Raw genomic sequence first — 15,866 nt, 5'->3', positions numbered from 1 at the left:
ATGAAATTCGCTAATCAAAGCGGGTTTTTGTTGAGCATTTTGACTGTGTTGCTGTGGCTAGGAAGTGCTACGGCGAATGATATCGTTACCGTTTCTGCGCAAACTGATCGTTTGACGCTATCACAACATATGACATTTCGAGTGCTGCCTGCAAACACGTCATTGCAGCAATTGGATATCAATCGGGCCCGTTACTGGCAGTCATTCAACACTCTGAAAAAGAGCGCTCAGGCTAACTTGGATACCACGGTTTGGGGGCTGGCGACGCTTTACAATCGCAGTGCCATAAACCAATCCTTTGTGATTGATTTGGGTGGGTCCTACATCAAATATGCACAAGTATTTGTCATCGATCGTGATAATGACGTAATTGACTCCGCCGATGTACGTTTTAATGATGGCTTAATTCAACGTCCGTACCTTGCGCAGCAGATGATGTTACCTATTGAGGTTCCGGCACGTTCCACTGTGCGTTTATTGGTATCGGTCGAAACACCACCGGAATACGTAAGTCCGATAAAGCTTTGGAATCCGGGCTCACTGCAGTTGCACCTACAGCAGAAGCAAACAGCACTTGGCATTAATGTCGGCTTAATGGTGCTGATTGCCGTTGCGGCATTCAGTATGACACGAGGCAATCGGCGTCGATTGCAACTGAGCATTGCCTTTGTGTGTGTCAGCTTGATTTTGGTCGTTCTATTACACAGTGGCCTATGGATTACTTACTTTTCGCCGTTAAAACCCAGTATTGCCCAATTACTCATGCCCTATTCACAGCAATGGCTTTTGGTCATGATGAGTTGGGCGAGTGTGGAATTGTTTAGTCGATCCGCCCGGCAATCCAGTATCGTCCGCTTTTTGATGCTACTCACCGTCGTATCGCTGTTGAGTGCCATCGCTCAGCCTTGGTGGTCGGTCTTGCGAAGTCCTTGGTGGTTGGCCGTGCAAAGTGCGCTGCTAGCGACTACCGATATTTTAGCCGTCTTTTTTGTTACATCCAGTAAAGCAAGAAACCGAGCGTTTTGGGAGGCATCGCTTCTTACCACGTTAACTATACTCACATTGCAAATTATTTGGCCGACAATGGCGGCCACTTGGATTGGCCAAAACACCATTGTGGTTTACTGTGCGATGACCGCCGTGTTGCTCGCGCTTTTAATTGCCAACTTCGAGCGTATTTCAGAGCAACTGGGACACAAAGTACATCGATTGAAATCGGCAAATCGCTCAATACGCCGACGTATGCGGCTTTTTCAGCAGCGTAGTTCTGAGGGCTGGTTTGAGCTCGACCGTAAAATGCAATGGCTCCGTACTAACAAGCCATTTTTATCAATGCTTGCCTGTACCAATAAGCAGATGCTTGTCCAACAATGGCCTACGGCCGAAGACCTATTTGGTGATGCTGCGTTAAGTTGGCGTGAACCCGGACGTTCAGAACCATGGCAACAGCTGATTAATGTTACGTTGATTAATGGTCAGCGGCGTTGGTTTTCTGTCGTTATCTATCCTGATGGCTTAGGTCACGCGATGGATGTATCTAAGCAAGTGGATGCTGAGATGCAACTGAATTACCTGGCTAAGCATGATTCGCTAACAGGGCTACTCAACTTTGATGAGTTTAAGCGACTGTTTCAAACACAGCTCGATAAACAGAAGCCATGCACGGTGATGTTAATCGATATCAAAGGCTTTGATGTATTGTGCGATCAGATGGGTGGGCATCATCGTGATCAGGCATTGCTACAACTGATCCTGCAGATGAAGCAAAAGGCACCGCAAAATGTTCGGCTGGCGCGTTATCCGATGAATGGTGTCGCTATACTAGGTCCAGAGGATGAGCAGTCTGTGTTTGCGCTGTGCTATCAGTTAGTTCAAATTGTCCGTGAGTTTAGGTACAGCACCGAAGGGCGCGTCTTCCAGTTTACTGCGAATGCAGGCATGGCTGTGGCTCGGGATGCACAATTACGGATTGCAGAGCGCTTGATAAGGCAAGCCGAGGATGCTGAGAAGATAGCCCAACAACTAGGTGACTTTAAAGTATACAGCGCAACGGCTGATGATCATCGACGGTTACAGACAAGAGAAGAACGGCGTTGGGAAGATCGGTTGCGTAGCGCGCTCGTGAATCAAGATTGGCAAGTATTCCGCCAACCCATTCTTAGCGCATCAATCGAGCATGATAAACATTGCTATGAAATTTTGTTGCGTTTACCTAATGATGACACCTTAGAGCCTGACGAAGCTATTGCACCTCAACAGTTCCTACAAGCTGCCGTGCAGGCAGGGATTATGGGTAAAGCTGACCGTTGGCTGTTCCGCGAACTAATCGAACGATTTGAAGAGCAACCGTTTGAAGCTACACGGACTTGGCGATGCCATGTGAATTTGTCACAACAAAGCTTAGAGGATAACGACTTTATAAACTTTATCGAGTCGATGGTAGCGCATTCAAATATTCAACCCAAACAATTGATGTTTGAAGTCGCAGAGCCTATTGCTAACGAGCGTTTTGAACAGACCTATAGACTCTTTAAACAGTTACATCAATTAGGTTTTGGCACCGCCATTGATCAGTTTGGTAGCGGATTTAATAGCTTTCGGCTACTTAAATCGTTGCCACTTACTCAAATCAAAATTAACCGCTTTTGGGTGCAGAATATGCTACTCGATCCAACTGATGCGGAACTTGTCGATAGCTGTATACGTTTAGCCAAAATTAACCAAGTTGAAGTGACCGCTGTCGGTGTCGAAAACGATGAAACGCGGGCGTTACTGAGTCAAGCAAAGGTCGATTACATACAAGGTTTTGCGTGCGGTAAACCAACGCGTTGGTAAACGCTTAAAGAAAAAGGGCAGCGTCTGCTGCCCTCTGTTCAACTAATGTTATTTTGCCCAGGGAAAACAAAATAGATTAGCTTTCGCTTTTAACTCGATTCTCAAGTAGCTCTTTTGGCGAACTACCAATATCGATACGTTTAGGTTTCATCGCCTCGGGGATTCGTTTAACCAAGCCAATGGTTAACAGCCCATTTTTAAGTGCTGCACCCGTTACTTCTACATGCTCGGCAAGACTGAATTTTCGCTCAAACGCTCGATTGGCGATGCCGCGATGCAGAAACTCACGCTGTTCGCTTTCTTCTGCTTTCTTGCCGGTAACACGTAATACACCATTTTCGACTTCGATTTCTAAATCGTCGTCTTCAAAGCCCGCGACTGCGATAGTAATCGCGTATTGGTTATCTGCCACACGCTCAATATTGTATGGAGGATAGCCGCTCGCACTGGTGTCAGAACGAAGTGCTGCATCGAGTAGTGATGCCATACGATCAAAACCTACGCTGCTGCGATACAGAGGACTTAAATCTATAGTAGCCATAGTCATTCTCCTTAGAAGCAATAACTTTTAAATTTTCAATTAAAAGGCACAAATCGTTGTCGCCTTTGCTTAGGGTGACTCTCTTTGAGACCTCACCCTTAATTTCTAAATAGGGACAGGCGTAAGCCAATTCAAGTAGAGAAAGAAAAAAATTGCATCTTTGTAACCAACCCTTTTAAATGAAACTAAGATGAACTAACGAGTACAGCTGTGGACGAGAACCTTTGGCGATGGATTGAACTGAACGAATACGAAACGCCCAGTGTGCCGACAACGATGTTGGCAAAGCGGTGGTGGCATAAGATGCTACAAACACTCAGACCGAGCCGTGTCGAAGTATCCACCGCAAATTCGGCAGAGGAGGAACCGAAAGGCGTCGAATTTAAGTTTGAAGAGCAACCTTTATTGGATTCGCTAAACACGCTATTGGACCAGCAAAACCAAGATGATCCACGTGTCACTTGGCTGATACTCGCGCCTGCATCTCCAGTCTGGAGTGTGATAAGAAAATGGGCTAGTCAAAACGGGTGGCAACGCGTGTCAATCCCTCAGCGCGACTCATTACTGACCTCACATTCATTTGAAGAACCAAACCTGCCGTCTGAGCCTTGGGTGGTGGACGATTTGTCATGTGGCTTCGTCAGGCATCCTCTCGGCATGCGTTGGCTGCAAGGCTTCTTGAGGAAAACGCTTCATACGCCTACGTCGCCGGGCCTGGTTATCTGTGGCAGTTGGCTATATTACTACCTTGAGAAGACTCATGGCGGCCTTAATCGTCAGGCGTTAACGTTACGACCTTTCGATACTGAGTCTATGGTGACCAGTCGCATCGCTGTGAGTCGAGCGCATGCTAAGCGTCTGGTTGCGGTGAGTGAGGGTCATCCGGGTATTGCGGCGGCTTATCGTAACGCCTTTGCTGTCGCGGCTGAACAAACTGAAATTGCACTTGAAATGCCTCAGGTGCCAACCGCTCATGGGGAAACATCAACGTTTGTCATTTATGCGTTACTCCTACACGGTGGGCTTAGCACGTTTTTGTTAGGAGAAGTGCTCAACAGTATTGCGCCCAACCTTATTGAGCACAGTTTAAACTTATTGCGTAGTCACGGAATTGTGAGGTATCAGGATGATCAGTGGTCGGTCACCGAACTCGGTTACCCAGCCGCTAAGCAGTTTTTAGCGCAACGCGACTTTAATTGGACATCGTGTTAGGTGCAGGATTTTATGGATACACAAAAAATTTCCGACTTGTTTAAGACGGTTGATTCAAACGCTGCTCTGCAAGTCGTTACGATTATCCTAATCGCGTGGCTTATTGTATTTTTGAGTCAGCGATTACTGCCTCGTCTAGCCAACTTACTTCATAGTAAACAGCGCTTGTACACGCTGGCGCTGATTCCTTTGATTCGCTTAGTTGTCGTGATCGTCGCGTTAGTTATGCTCGTGCCAATTTTTATCGAGCCGACGCTAAAAAATATGGTCGCAGCCTTGGGAGCGCTTGGTTTAGCTATTGGCTTTGCGATTAAAGATTATGTGTCGAGTTTGATAGCGGGAGTCGTTGCGATTCACGAAATGCCTTATCGCCCAGGTGATTGGGTGACCATTGATGGCGTTTATGGCGAGGTCGCTCACATTGGTTTGCGTACCGTCGAGCTGGTCACACCCGATGATACGGTCGTCGCGATGCCACACGAGAAAATTTGGCAACATGCCGTGCTCAATGCCAATAACGGCGGGCCATCGTTGATGTGCGTTGCAGAATTCTTTTTGACGCCAGAATCTGACGGATTGGTGGTAAAAGAGGCATTGGAGCAAATAGCATTTACGAGTCCCTACCTACAAATTCACAAGCCTGTCGTGGTTACTGTAAACGATGAGCCGTGGGGCACACGATATCGCTTGAAAGCATACCCTGTTGATCCGCGACAGCAATTTAAGTTCATCACTGACTTAAGTCTTCGTGGCAAACAGCGTTTACTCGATTTGAACATAGAGTTTGCCAAAGTTGAAACCGCCAAAGTAAATTAATTCGCTAGGGCTTTAATCCGTTTTTGAGTGATTACTGTAAAACTAGAGACTTAATTGGTCAGCAGGGCGCGCATCGATAGCGCTGCGGAAACATCATTTATGAACTCAAACTACGAGCATGTATTAATACTTGAGGACGATGCAGTCACCGCGGCGCACCTCTCTAGTACCTTGAGCAAGCATGGCATTACAACTGTTACGCGATTCGAAAGTGGTTTCGATGTGTTGCACGAAGTTGAACACAACAAACACCCTGATTTGATTCTTTGTGACTTACGCTTATCGGATATGGATGGCCTCCAGTTTGTGCGCTTTTTAACAGAAACGCATTATGAGGGCGACATTGGATTTATCAGTGGTAATGATAGCCGTGTGCTAGACGTGGTGCAGCAGCTTGCACGTTCCTTGGGCTACTCAGTATTAGGTGGAGTAACCAAGCCAGTTACCCCGAATCAGGTTGTACGTTTGCTGATGGCGCGCCCCATTAACGAGCCAGAACAACAACCTCACTCCATTTACTCACTCACGGCTAATCAGATTATTAAAGGCGTTAGAACAGGCGCACTGCTACCCTACTATCAGCCGAAGGTTGATATCATCGACAACCGTGTGATTGGTTTTGAGTCGCTAGCGCGCTGGCGTGATAGAAAGACAGATCAAATTTTATCACCGGCTACTTTTATACCTGTTGCTGAGCGCTTTGGTATTATTAGTGAGTTGAGCTTAACGTTTTTAAAAGCAGTATTGAGTGATTTCAAGCAGTTCGATGCTTTCGATGAACAGGTGACCGTTGCGGTCAATTTTAGTATCGATAGTCTTAGCGATCGTCATTTGCCAGATATGCTGCTTGATCTTTTGCGTGAGTATGATGTATCCCCTTCTCGCATCGTAATTGAAGTGACTGAATCGCGGTTAGCTAATGAACGCATCAACGTTTTAGAAGTATTAGCGCGGTTACACTTAGCTGGCTTCAGGCTCTCAATCGATGACTTTGGTACGGGCTATTCATCACTTTATCGACTGAAACATACGCCATTTGAAGAGTTAAAGTTAGACCGTTCGTTTGTGCAAGACGCTGTTAGAGATAACTCAGCTAAAGCGGTGATTCGCTCCTCGATGCAATTGGCCAAGGAATTAAATATGCAGGTCGTTGCCGAGGGGGTAGAAACGGCAGCTGAGCAACAGTTAGTGAATGAAATGGGTTGCGGTGTCATGCAAGGCTTCCGCTTTGCAAAACCGCAACCCATTGAGAGCGCTTTTAATATTGAGTGGCCTCTTCATCAAGTGTCTCAGGTAGAAAGCCACCTGACTGGTGACGCCAGAGTTTAGCGTAAAGGCCATCCTGCTCCAGAAGCTGCTCGTGGCTGCCTTGTTCAATGATCTGACCTTGGTCCATTACGATCAGTTTATCCATCGCAGCGATAGTGGATAAACGATGCGCAATAGCAATGACAGTCTTACCTTGCATCAGTTGATACAAGTTATCTTGAATAGCGTTTTCAACCTCAGAGTCGAGCGCTGATGTTGCTTCATCTAAAATAAGTAACGGCGCGTCTTTAAGCATTACCCGCGCTATGGCAATACGTTGACGCTGTCCACCCGAGAGCTTAACGCCGCGTTCACCAACATGAGCGTCGAGTCCCCGTCGTCCTTTTGAGTCCTCGAGTTGGTCGATAAATTCATTACAATGCGCGCGTTTTACTGCAAGTAACAGCTCTTCTTCGGTGGCGTCGGGGCGGCCGTAGAGGATATTGTCGCGCACGGAGCGATGCAGCAATGAAGTGTCTTGCGTGACCATGCCAATATTAGCGCGTAGAGTGTCTTGCTGTACTTGGCTAATATCTTGACCATCAATAGTAATGGCGCCTTTTTCTACATCGTAAAAACGCAGTAATAAGTTAACCAACGTCGATTTTCCGGCACCCGAGCGACCGACAACGCCAATTTTTTCACCCGGTTTAATGTCTAGATTGAAATCTTCCATTACACCGGAGCCTTTCCCATAGTGAAAGCTGACATGATTAAACCGAATGTTACCGTGCGGTACGTTTAACGGCTTGGCATCGGGCTTATCAACAATACGTTGGGGAACGGCGAGTGAACCAATCCCATCTTGTACGGTGCCGATGCTCTCGAACAGCGTTGATAGTTGCCACATGACCATTTGTGACATACCGAACAAGCGCAGTACTAAACCAATGACAACCGCCACGGCACCTAAGGTGACCCAGTCGCCTCGCCATAGGACGATGGCGGTCGCAGCGGATCCGAATAATAGTCCACAATTGATAAAATATAGAAAGCCATAGAGTTGCGTGACCAAGCGCATTTGCGCGTGGACGGTGGTTAAAAACTCGCTCATACCCTCTTTAGCGAACCGCGCTTCACGTTGTGCATGGGAGAACAATTTGACGGTTTGGATATTGGTGTAGGAATCGACAATACGTCCCGTCATAACCGAGCGTGCATCTGCTTGTAAAGCGGAAACCTGTCCCAGTTTCGGAACATAGTAGCGCAATAAGATCCCGTAGAGCACAAGCCAAATAGCGAGTGGCAACATGAGGCGCCAATCGGCGGAACCAATAATAAAGAACATGCCAATAAAATAGACCACTACATAGTTAATGATCTCAATAAACGACATGATACATTGCCTGACAGCTAACGAGGTTTGCATCAACTTGGTTGCGACCCGACCAGCAAACTCATCCTGATAATAGCTCATCGATTGTTTCATTAAGTAACGATGCCCCTGCCAACGAATGCGCATAGGAAAGTTACCGAGCAGTGTTTGATGAGTCAGCATGGAGTGCACCCAAACCAACAGCGGTAGTCCGATAAGTACGAATGCGCTCATCCAAACTAAGGGTACGAACTGATCTTGGAAAATTGTTTCGCGATCTTGCTGTGACAGCCAGTCGACAATTTGCCCTAAAAAACCGAAAAGCCAAACTTCTGCGATGGCTATTCCAGCCATAAAGAGCGCAGTCATCAGCAAATAGGGTGTTGAACCTTTAGTAAAATGCCAACAAAACGCAAAGAAGCCTTTCGGCGGCTGCGTTGGCTCTTCCTCGGGAAACGGGTTGATACGATTTTCAAACCATTTAAACAACATCGATTGAACTCCAGAAAAATTATTGGCCGAGGTAGCGGCTGCGTTCTTGGCGCCATGCTTCAGTTTGGATGATAGCTAAGAGCTCGCGGTTGATAGACTCGCGGAGCGGACTGCCTTGTGGTAGTACAAAGCCATAGTCTTGCGAAATCACGCGTTCGGGTAATACTCGGACATTATTATACGACTGCGTACGAATTAGGTAGCGAATGATAGGTTCATCATAAACCACAGCATCGAGTTGACCATTGTCGAGTTTCGCTAAGGCTGTGTTGAGATCGGTTACAGATTCAAAGCCGATATTCTTATCTTCTAACCAGCGCGCTGTCGCTGAAGAGCCAATGGTCGCTACACGTGCATTACCTAAATCTGCAACACTGGATACTTTTGACTGAAACTTAGAAACGGTCAACGACGAAGCGATACTTGCGGTGAAGCTCGAAATAATGATGACGCAGGTAAACATCCAGATCAGGCTGACTGCTCGTCCCCCCAAGCTGCGGGGGGATTTATCACCGTAACCCACGGTGGTCATGGTCACGGCGGCCCACCAAAAGCCTGATCCCAGGCCCTTTAGTGGCTGGTCAGAGAACTCTTCAGTATTTTCTTTGCGCTCGAAATACCAAACTAATGCACCGGCAACAAAGAGCACCAACGATAGAATCATAATGATGTATAGAAAATCAAAGGACACAAAGCGTTTAGTCATTGCCCACCAAGTTGACTCGTTATTGACGGGTACAGCAATAGCCAGACCGCCATTGATAAACGGTTGACTAAAGTCTAGTCGTGCTTCGCGTTCAGAGGTGATGGTGAGTGCACCGAGGCCGAGATCATAGCCGCCCTGCTCCACACCATTGATAACCTCGTCTAAGGGCAGTGGATACAGTTCATAATTGACGTTTAACCGATCTGCGATATCTTGCCATAGTTGAATTGCCAAACCTTGATATTGCTGGTTACTTTGTTCAATGACAAATGGCGCATTCACGCGTACTGCAATTTTTAATGGCTCTTCAGGCTGCGGTGTCGCCTGCTGCTGTGCAAACGCAGATGAGGATATGAGTACGGCGATAAACGCGAAAACAAAATGACGCATGTGAACGTACCTTATTAATTAATACAAATTAAAGATTAGCAGTTATGATTACATAAAATAGTGTCATACCGATTGATTATTTGAATACTTTGGAAAAATAGTAAGAGGAATGTTCTATGCGAAAACTGGTTTACACCTTGGCAGCGTGTAGTGTGCTAATGACTGCCGGCGCGCTAGCGCAACAACAAAGCTATCAGCATTTTAAGCCGAAGCCTTCTGAAAATTTAGCGCAAGCGCTTGCCAATATTGATGAGTATAACGCGAAGTTGAAATCTTTAACCGAAGGCGAGATGACCGCTCAGGATTTAGCCAAAGTGCATGAAATTACCTACACATTAGAAGTTGCGCTGGCGCGCCTGAGTAAAGAGCTGGATGTTGCGGCGAATTCATTGGAGCAGGTCCACTTAGGTTCAGAGGCCATGAACCAAGCGCGCGTGAAAGGCTTTGCGAAAGACTACCTACGCACGCTCGACACAATCACCTCGGCTAAGAAAAACTAGCGTTCATAAGAAACAAGCGGATAGATGTCTAATCCAGAACTCGGGCGCTTGTTCAAGTGCCCGATCGCCAATCGAAACCTCGCAGATAGCCTTGTCATCTTGTTCGGCTCGTGGCAAAGGTAATACGATGACTCCCTGTTGTTGGGCATAATCAACAAGTTTTTCAGCCGCTATTGTCGCGTTACATGGGAGGCGGATATGAAACATAGCCGCTTTGGGCTGCGGGGGAATGATTTCGAAGCCGGCGGAGCTTAGCAAGTCCGTCAGAGTTTTAGTGAATTCAACATAATCAGGCATCTTCGGCAGATAACTCTCTAGCCCTTTGCGAGCCGAAAGCGCCTCAGGGTACAGTGTGATGGGATTTCCACCCGCGCGACGTGACCAGACGCGTGCAGGTTTTATTAATTCATCGGTACCAATCAGGGCCGCCCCAAATATTCCACCTAAATCTTTATAAAAGCTAACGTAAATACTGTCGAACAATTCGGCAATTTGAGCCAGTGAGCGTTGGTAATATTCGGTCGCTTGCCAAATACGGGCACCATCTAAGTGCATACGTACGTTGTGCTGACTACACCATGCGCGCATCGTGAGCAGATCATCCCAAGACGGCATTGCGCCACCTATTTCACGCATCGGCGTCTCGACAATAATCGCAGTCACGTGTTCAGGGTTAAGCGTGGTGATATCGACCGCTGTGAGCGAGCGCTGCGCTTCCCCCATAAAGTGTACTGACAGCCCCCACAAGTGCTGTATCGCATCATGCTCATGGAGTCGCAAATGGGACGTCGGATGCAAACCAACACCGTTTTTGCCACTGGCTTCGCTGTAACACTTCATCGCAACACACTGGGCGAGTGTACCCGTTGGTAAGAAGAGCGCTGAAGGCTTGTCAAAGAGTTCGCAGATTTGCTCTTCAAACTCGCTGACAATGCCGCCCTGTCCATAGCTATCGCGAGTATCGCTTTCTTGCGCATACTCGCTTAATTGCACCAACTCATTTTTTAGAGTCGGTTGTGGATGGCGATGAATGACCGCCGAGGCGGTGTCTAATTGTGAGTGAAACTCAGATTTTAAAGCGTCAGGGATGTGCATCTTTTATTTCATATGGACTTTGCCGCCAATCATTTTATACGCCGGTGTGCCTCGAATCATCGTTTCCCGTGCAAACTCTTGCCCACAGCCTGGGCAGTGACATGGGGTTTGCGTGTGATCTTCGACTATCCGTTCGATAAAACATTTTACCAGTGCACCTTTACCACCTTTGCGATATTTGAATAATGTCGCTTTGCATTGCAAACATGAAATTTGCACTGTGCGCACAGGGCCTTTTTTGTTTGGCTTAGCCATATCTCCCATTATGTTGCGTAGGTTTTATCTAATACTAACAACTGTGGAGGTCGGTTGGCTAACGCAAGTCTATAAAACACCTAAATCAATCGCTTTGAGTACCGCGCGCGTGCGGTCATGAACGCCTAGCTTGGCCATAATCGACGAGACTTGGTTTTTTATAGTACCAGTCGACTTAAACAAGCTATCGGCGATTTCTTGATTACTGAGCCCTGCCGCCATCAGTCTCAGTACAGCAAGTTCTTTATCGGTTAACGGTTCTATCAAGGCGGGAGCGGTCTTGGTGGCACTGTGTGTTAGGCTGTTAACGATGCGCTCAGTAATAGCAGGCTGGAGCCAAGTGCCGCCGTCGACGAGTGCGCGAATCGCATCGACCAACGTTTCTAAAGAGACATCTTTAAGTAGATAGCCCTGTGCACCTGCTGCAATGGCTTTAATAATTAATTCGTGATCATCAAAGGTCGTTAGAATCAATATCGGTAGCTGAGGGTGTGTCTGGCGCAGGCGTCTTGTCGTCTCAATACCGTCCATACGCGGCATACGAATGTCCATTAGCACGACATCCGGTTGCACTGAGTCGATCATGTTAATGGCTTCCTCACCATCGCTCGCCTGCCCACAAATTGTGAGCGCATCGCTCATGGTCAAAAGACTCTCTAATCCTTGTCGAATAAGCGTTTGATCATCGACAAGTAGCACTTTGATCATAGTGCTTGCTCCTTAGGCAATGTCGCAGTGATAGTTAACGTCGGCTGTTCATTAATATTTAATCGCCCTTTAAGTTCTGTGACGCGTTCGACCATGCCCCGCAGACCGTTGCCGAGCTGCAATGGTTGCTTTATTGTGCCTGAATCAGCAATTCGCATCTCGATATCTTTTTTACTCGATAGCTCAATCAGTAGCGTGTTGCCGTTAGAATGACGGAAAAAGTTAGTAATGGCCTCTTTTGCAATGAGTAATAGCGTCTCGGCCGTAGCAACGTCAGTCACGGTAAGGTCGTCTGAAATACTAAAAGAGACCTGCTTTTCTGGGCTGTTTAGTTGCAAAGCGAGCAGAGCACTTTTAACATCGATTGCGGCCGTGCTGCGTATATCGTTAACCGCTTCGCGGACATCGGCAAGTAACAGTTTGGCCACCTGCTGACTGCGTTCAATAAGCGTTTTTACTTCACCCTCCGACTTACGTTCGGCTACTTGCAACTGAATAGTGAGGGCTGTTAGATGATGCCCGACTAAATCATGGATATTGCGAGCAATACGGGTACGTTCAGATTGTTTACTCGCTTCAGTGAGCAGTGCCTGTGTTGCGCGAAGCTCACGATTAATTGCCTCCTCTCGCTCACGGGCTTGTTGCTCTTTTAGCTGGGTCATCATCATTACGATAGAAAAAATTTCAAACGTCCAAAACAAAACGGCGCTGAGCCAAGCGCCTGACTGTTGCCAATGAACGTGATAAATGACACCAAAAATAGTGGATAACACAGCCATGAGTATGACTGCACCTAGCAGCGACATAAAATAGGGCAATTGTGCGGCCCAGATTACCAACAGAATCGCGACATAATTATGCGGGATAAAAAAGAAGGTGACGTAAATACACGCTAATTGCAGAAAAATAAGGCCGTAACGAGTATGGGGTTCATGTTTGAATGGCTTTTGTCGTGTGGCGAGACTAAAGCAAATAATAAACCCAATAAATGCGAAGTAAGTTAGGTAAGTTGAAATAGCGCTCCAAGGCAGTAAACCTTGACGATGAGCAAAGTAAACCGAGGTCGCCGAGACGACTAGCCAAGTGAGTAGGCCCGCCCAACGGTCAGCGCCCATTTGCGCGATATGTGAAATATATTTGCCAATGTTCATATTAGCAGTATGCCGTGAATGTCTCCCTTTAGAAATAGGCCGAAAGTCACCTTTTAAGTCATGACCTTTGTCACTCACAAAGAGGGCTTAAGTTGCTTAAGCTTTCAATCAGTGAACTGACGGAGAACATCCATGTTGCAATTACATTCCTTTCTTTTATACACGCACATTCTGGCAGGTGCGCTGGCTATGGTCTTATTTGTCATCCCGATGGTGGCTCGCAAAGGCAGTCTCAATCATCGTAAGTATGGACGTTTTTACACTTACACGATGTATGTACTGGCCATCTCAGCCTTAGTGATGTCGGTGATGGTACTCGTAGCTCCGACTTACTTTAAGGGGCAATTGATTAATCAATCTACCTCGCCAGAAGATACCTTAGCGACGGTACGCATGTTTTGGACGTTGCTTCTTTTCTTGTCATTACTAACCTTTACATCTATTCATCATGCGAACCGTGTGTTGCAAACGAAGGGCAATAGAGCACCGCTAAGAAAATGGCACTATGTCGCAATGCCGGTGTTATTAATGGTGGTTGCCAGTGTGCTTTTTGTGCAGGGGATATTGATGGCACAACATGCATTGGTAAGTCCTTACTTACACTTTATTTTTGCTGTGCTGGGCATCGTCAACGGCTATCAAATGCTGTCTTATATATTTTCCCAAAATGTAGCGAGCAATCGTTGGTTAATTGAACACTTAAGTTCAATGTGTGGTTCCGGTATCGCGGTCTACACAGCCTTCTTTGCTTTTGGTGCGCGGCATGCGTTGGCACATATCGGACAATGGCAGTTGTTGTTTTGGGTTATGCCCGGTGTGTTGGGTGGTGTTGCGATTTATTTTTACAGCAAAAAGTATGAAGCCTTAAATGTGCGCAAAGGAGTCTAATATGAAAAAATTAATACTCATGATAGTGCTCCTTTGGAGCTGCTGCTCAAACGCACAAAGGAGCGACATCGAGAAACTGCTGAACATGGAGCAATATGACCAAGCTGAAATAATTTCTCAGCAATGGATTTGGGACAAGCCAATCAGGTTTTTGAAAGGATGATGTCTGCTGAAAGGCTAAATGAGCGATTGATGGGTTATTATCAATTTGCTCGGACGAGTATCTTTTCGGAGTCACGAACTGCTGATGGTGTGACTGCGCTAAATAGGTACCTTAAAGAGATCACAACGCTGCACAAACCTGATACATCTTTACCAAGTGCTGATTGGGCACGCTATCGCTTAGCGCAGTTATATGCTCACCAGGGTGCACAGCAGCAATTTAATGAGTTAGTGAAAGCCCGTGATAAACATGAGGAAGAAACATTGAACGAGGCGTGGCAGTCACTGCTGTCAATGCGTTAATAAAAGCGAATACAGTTGCGACCAGCGAGCTTGGCGCGATATAGAGCCGTATCTGCATTTTTAATCAAACGTTTGCTCGTTTTAACAAGTTCAGAATCTGCAATGGGTGCCTCATAATAGCCACCAATGCTGACAGTCAGTATGTCTGCGCACTGTGATTTTGGATGTGTAATCGCAAGTCGACTGATTTGTTCGCTAATGTTATTTGCCATTTTCAACGCACTACTGGCATTGGCCGCTGACATCAGAATGGCAAATTCTTCACCGCCATAGCGAGCAACAAAATCGGTACCACGTTTTACCAGTTGAGCTAAGCTTTGACTAACGGCTTTGAGCGCATCGTCACCCGCTAAGTGACCAAAATGATCGTTATAGGCTTTGAAGTCGTCGATATCTAATAGTAAGACAGCAATGCCCGTTTGTTGGCGTTTAGCACGTCTAATTTCGGTCGCGAGTCGCTCATCGAGCGCGCGACGGTTAGCAACACCGGTTAAGCCGTCGATATTGGCTTGCTGAGTTAATTGTTGGTTGGCTAACTCAAGCGCTCGTTTGGTCTCCAGCAACGCGGCGTGTGTACGTTCACGCTCAATGGTGTTCGCTATCATGTCAGCAATTAAACTCAGGTGCTGAATGTCTTCGTCAGTCCAATGGTATTGTTGGCGCACCTTGTCGCACCCGACAAACCCTAATATGCGTCCTTTTGCCACTAAGCCAATGCACAACACCGATTTAATTTGCTCACGTTCAAACTCGTCGCGCTCTGCTTTAGCGGTATCAGGGAGGAGCGATACGTCGGGACACACAAATCGAAAGTCATTTCGCATGGTGGCGAAAAAATAGGGCAAATCGTGTTGTTCGACGTTCTGCAGATCGTCAATATGCCGCGAGAAGCCCTCGCGTACCCATTCGAACGTATTCGACATCGCTGAGAGGTCTTCATTAAATTCAAAAATATAGCACCTATCCGCTTGGCAATAATCACCATAGGCAGCAATGACCTCAGAAACACATTGGGATGTTTCTGAACCCTGACTATTAATTAAGCGGGTAGAGAGCTTCGAGAGCAACTGATCAAATGATGACATTTATTTTTGAATTTTTGTATTTTGTTAACACTGCCTTAAGATTACAAAAGTTGCACGAAAAATCATCATTTTTTCCACTAAATCAATGAATGTCGTGATAAAAG

At 46.6% G+C, this 15,866-nt stretch carries 15 protein-coding genes; 7 read left to right on the top strand and 8 right to left on the bottom strand.

Going from position 1 to position 15,866, the window contains the following annotated elements; all coding sequences use genetic code 11:
• Window positions 1-2,835 (top strand): EAL domain-containing protein, encoded by a 2,835-nt coding sequence (locus tag BFR57_RS00805; RefSeq protein ID WP_071462191.1) that lies wholly within the window; start codon window positions 1-3, stop codon window positions 2,833-2,835.
• A gap of 76 nt (window positions 2,836-2,911) precedes the next feature.
• Here the strand turns inward: BFR57_RS00805 and BFR57_RS00800 are convergent, their stop codons facing one another.
• Window positions 2,912-3,376 (bottom strand): Hsp20 family protein, encoded by a 465-nt coding sequence (locus BFR57_RS00800; protein WP_071462190.1) that lies wholly within the window; start codon window positions 3,374-3,376, stop codon window positions 2,912-2,914.
• Between the two features lie 210 nt (window positions 3,377-3,586).
• Between BFR57_RS00800 and BFR57_RS00795 the strand changes: the two genes are divergently transcribed.
• The 3 genes from BFR57_RS00795 to BFR57_RS00785 all read left to right on the top strand — a co-directional run bounded on the left by BFR57_RS00795 (window position 3,587) and on the right by BFR57_RS00785 (window position 6,733).
• Complete coding sequence (locus BFR57_RS00795) at window positions 3,587-4,588, top strand: hypothetical protein (protein ID WP_071462189.1); 1,002 nt, start codon at window positions 3,587-3,589, stop codon at window positions 4,586-4,588.
• Between the two features lie 12 nt (window positions 4,589-4,600).
• The gene (locus BFR57_RS00790; protein ID WP_071462188.1) at window positions 4,601-5,404 is read left to right on the top strand and encodes a mechanosensitive ion channel domain-containing protein; all 804 of its coding nucleotides are present in this window, start codon (window positions 4,601-4,603) and stop codon (window positions 5,402-5,404) included.
• A gap of 99 nt (window positions 5,405-5,503) precedes the next feature.
• Complete coding sequence (locus tag BFR57_RS00785; RefSeq protein WP_071462187.1) at window positions 5,504-6,733, top strand: EAL domain-containing response regulator; 1,230 nt, start codon at window positions 5,504-5,506, stop codon at window positions 6,731-6,733.
• Here the strand turns inward: BFR57_RS00785 and BFR57_RS00780 are convergent.
• Window positions 6,663-8,516, bottom strand: coding sequence for an ABC transporter ATP-binding protein (locus BFR57_RS00780; RefSeq protein ID WP_071462270.1), 1,854 nt, complete (start codon window positions 8,514-8,516; stop codon window positions 6,663-6,665). The genes BFR57_RS00785 and BFR57_RS00780 overlap by 71 nt on opposite strands.
• Window positions 8,517-8,538: 22 nt before the next feature.
• Window positions 8,539-9,615 (bottom strand): transporter substrate-binding domain-containing protein, encoded by a 1,077-nt coding sequence (locus BFR57_RS00775; protein WP_071462186.1) that lies wholly within the window; start codon window positions 9,613-9,615, stop codon window positions 8,539-8,541.
• Window positions 9,616-9,731: 116 nt separating this feature from the next.
• Between BFR57_RS00775 and BFR57_RS00770 the strand changes: the two genes are divergently transcribed.
• Window positions 9,732-10,115: a DUF6746 family protein gene (locus tag BFR57_RS00770; protein ID WP_006954645.1), complete on the top strand. Its 384-nt coding sequence runs from the start codon at window positions 9,732-9,734 to the stop codon at window positions 10,113-10,115.
• 3 nt (window positions 10,116-10,118) lie between these two features.
• Here BFR57_RS00770 and BFR57_RS00765 read toward each other — a convergent pair whose 3' ends face one another.
• The 4 genes from BFR57_RS00765 to BFR57_RS00750 all read right to left on the bottom strand — a co-directional run bounded on the left by BFR57_RS00765 (window position 10,119) and on the right by BFR57_RS00750 (window position 13,324).
• Window positions 10,119-11,210 (bottom strand): aminotransferase class I/II-fold pyridoxal phosphate-dependent enzyme, encoded by a 1,092-nt coding sequence (locus tag BFR57_RS00765; RefSeq protein ID WP_071462185.1) that lies wholly within the window; start codon window positions 11,208-11,210, stop codon window positions 10,119-10,121.
• 3 nt (window positions 11,211-11,213) lie between these two features.
• Window positions 11,214-11,465 (bottom strand): hypothetical protein, encoded by a 252-nt coding sequence (locus BFR57_RS00760; RefSeq protein WP_071462184.1) that lies wholly within the window; start codon window positions 11,463-11,465, stop codon window positions 11,214-11,216.
• A 69-nt stretch (window positions 11,466-11,534) separates the two neighbouring features.
• Window positions 11,535-12,173 (bottom strand): response regulator transcription factor, encoded by a 639-nt coding sequence (locus BFR57_RS00755; protein ID WP_071462183.1) that lies wholly within the window; start codon window positions 12,171-12,173, stop codon window positions 11,535-11,537.
• Window positions 12,170-13,324, bottom strand: coding sequence for a sensor histidine kinase (locus BFR57_RS00750; RefSeq protein ID WP_071462182.1), 1,155 nt, complete (start codon window positions 13,322-13,324; stop codon window positions 12,170-12,172). Before BFR57_RS00750 ends, BFR57_RS00755 begins: the two co-directional genes overlap by 4 nt.
• 132 nt (window positions 13,325-13,456) lie before the next feature.
• Here BFR57_RS00750 and BFR57_RS00745 point away from each other — a divergent pair, with 132 nt between their 5' ends.
• Window positions 13,457-14,212: a hypothetical protein gene (locus BFR57_RS00745; RefSeq protein ID WP_071462181.1), complete on the top strand. Its 756-nt coding sequence runs from the start codon at window positions 13,457-13,459 to the stop codon at window positions 14,210-14,212.
• A gap of 192 nt (window positions 14,213-14,404) precedes the next feature.
• A complete protein-coding gene (locus tag BFR57_RS00740) occupies window positions 14,405-14,677 on the top strand; it encodes a hypothetical protein (protein ID WP_143441025.1) in 273 nt (90 codons plus the stop codon).
• Here the strand turns inward: BFR57_RS00740 and BFR57_RS00735 are convergent.
• On the bottom strand, window positions 14,674-15,762 hold the full coding sequence (locus BFR57_RS00735) for a sensor domain-containing diguanylate cyclase (protein ID WP_071462179.1): 1,089 nt from the start codon (window positions 15,760-15,762) through the stop codon (window positions 14,674-14,676). The two genes, BFR57_RS00740 and BFR57_RS00735, sit on opposite strands and share 4 nt — an antisense overlap.
• Window positions 15,763-15,866 lie beyond the last annotated feature (104 nt).

The sequence above is a fragment of the Idiomarina sp. MD25a genome, assembly GCF_001870515.1.
In the GTDB taxonomy this organism is placed as follows: Bacteria; Pseudomonadota; Gammaproteobacteria; order Enterobacterales; family Alteromonadaceae; genus Idiomarina.
This window is presented reverse-complemented; position numbering and strand designations above follow the sequence as displayed.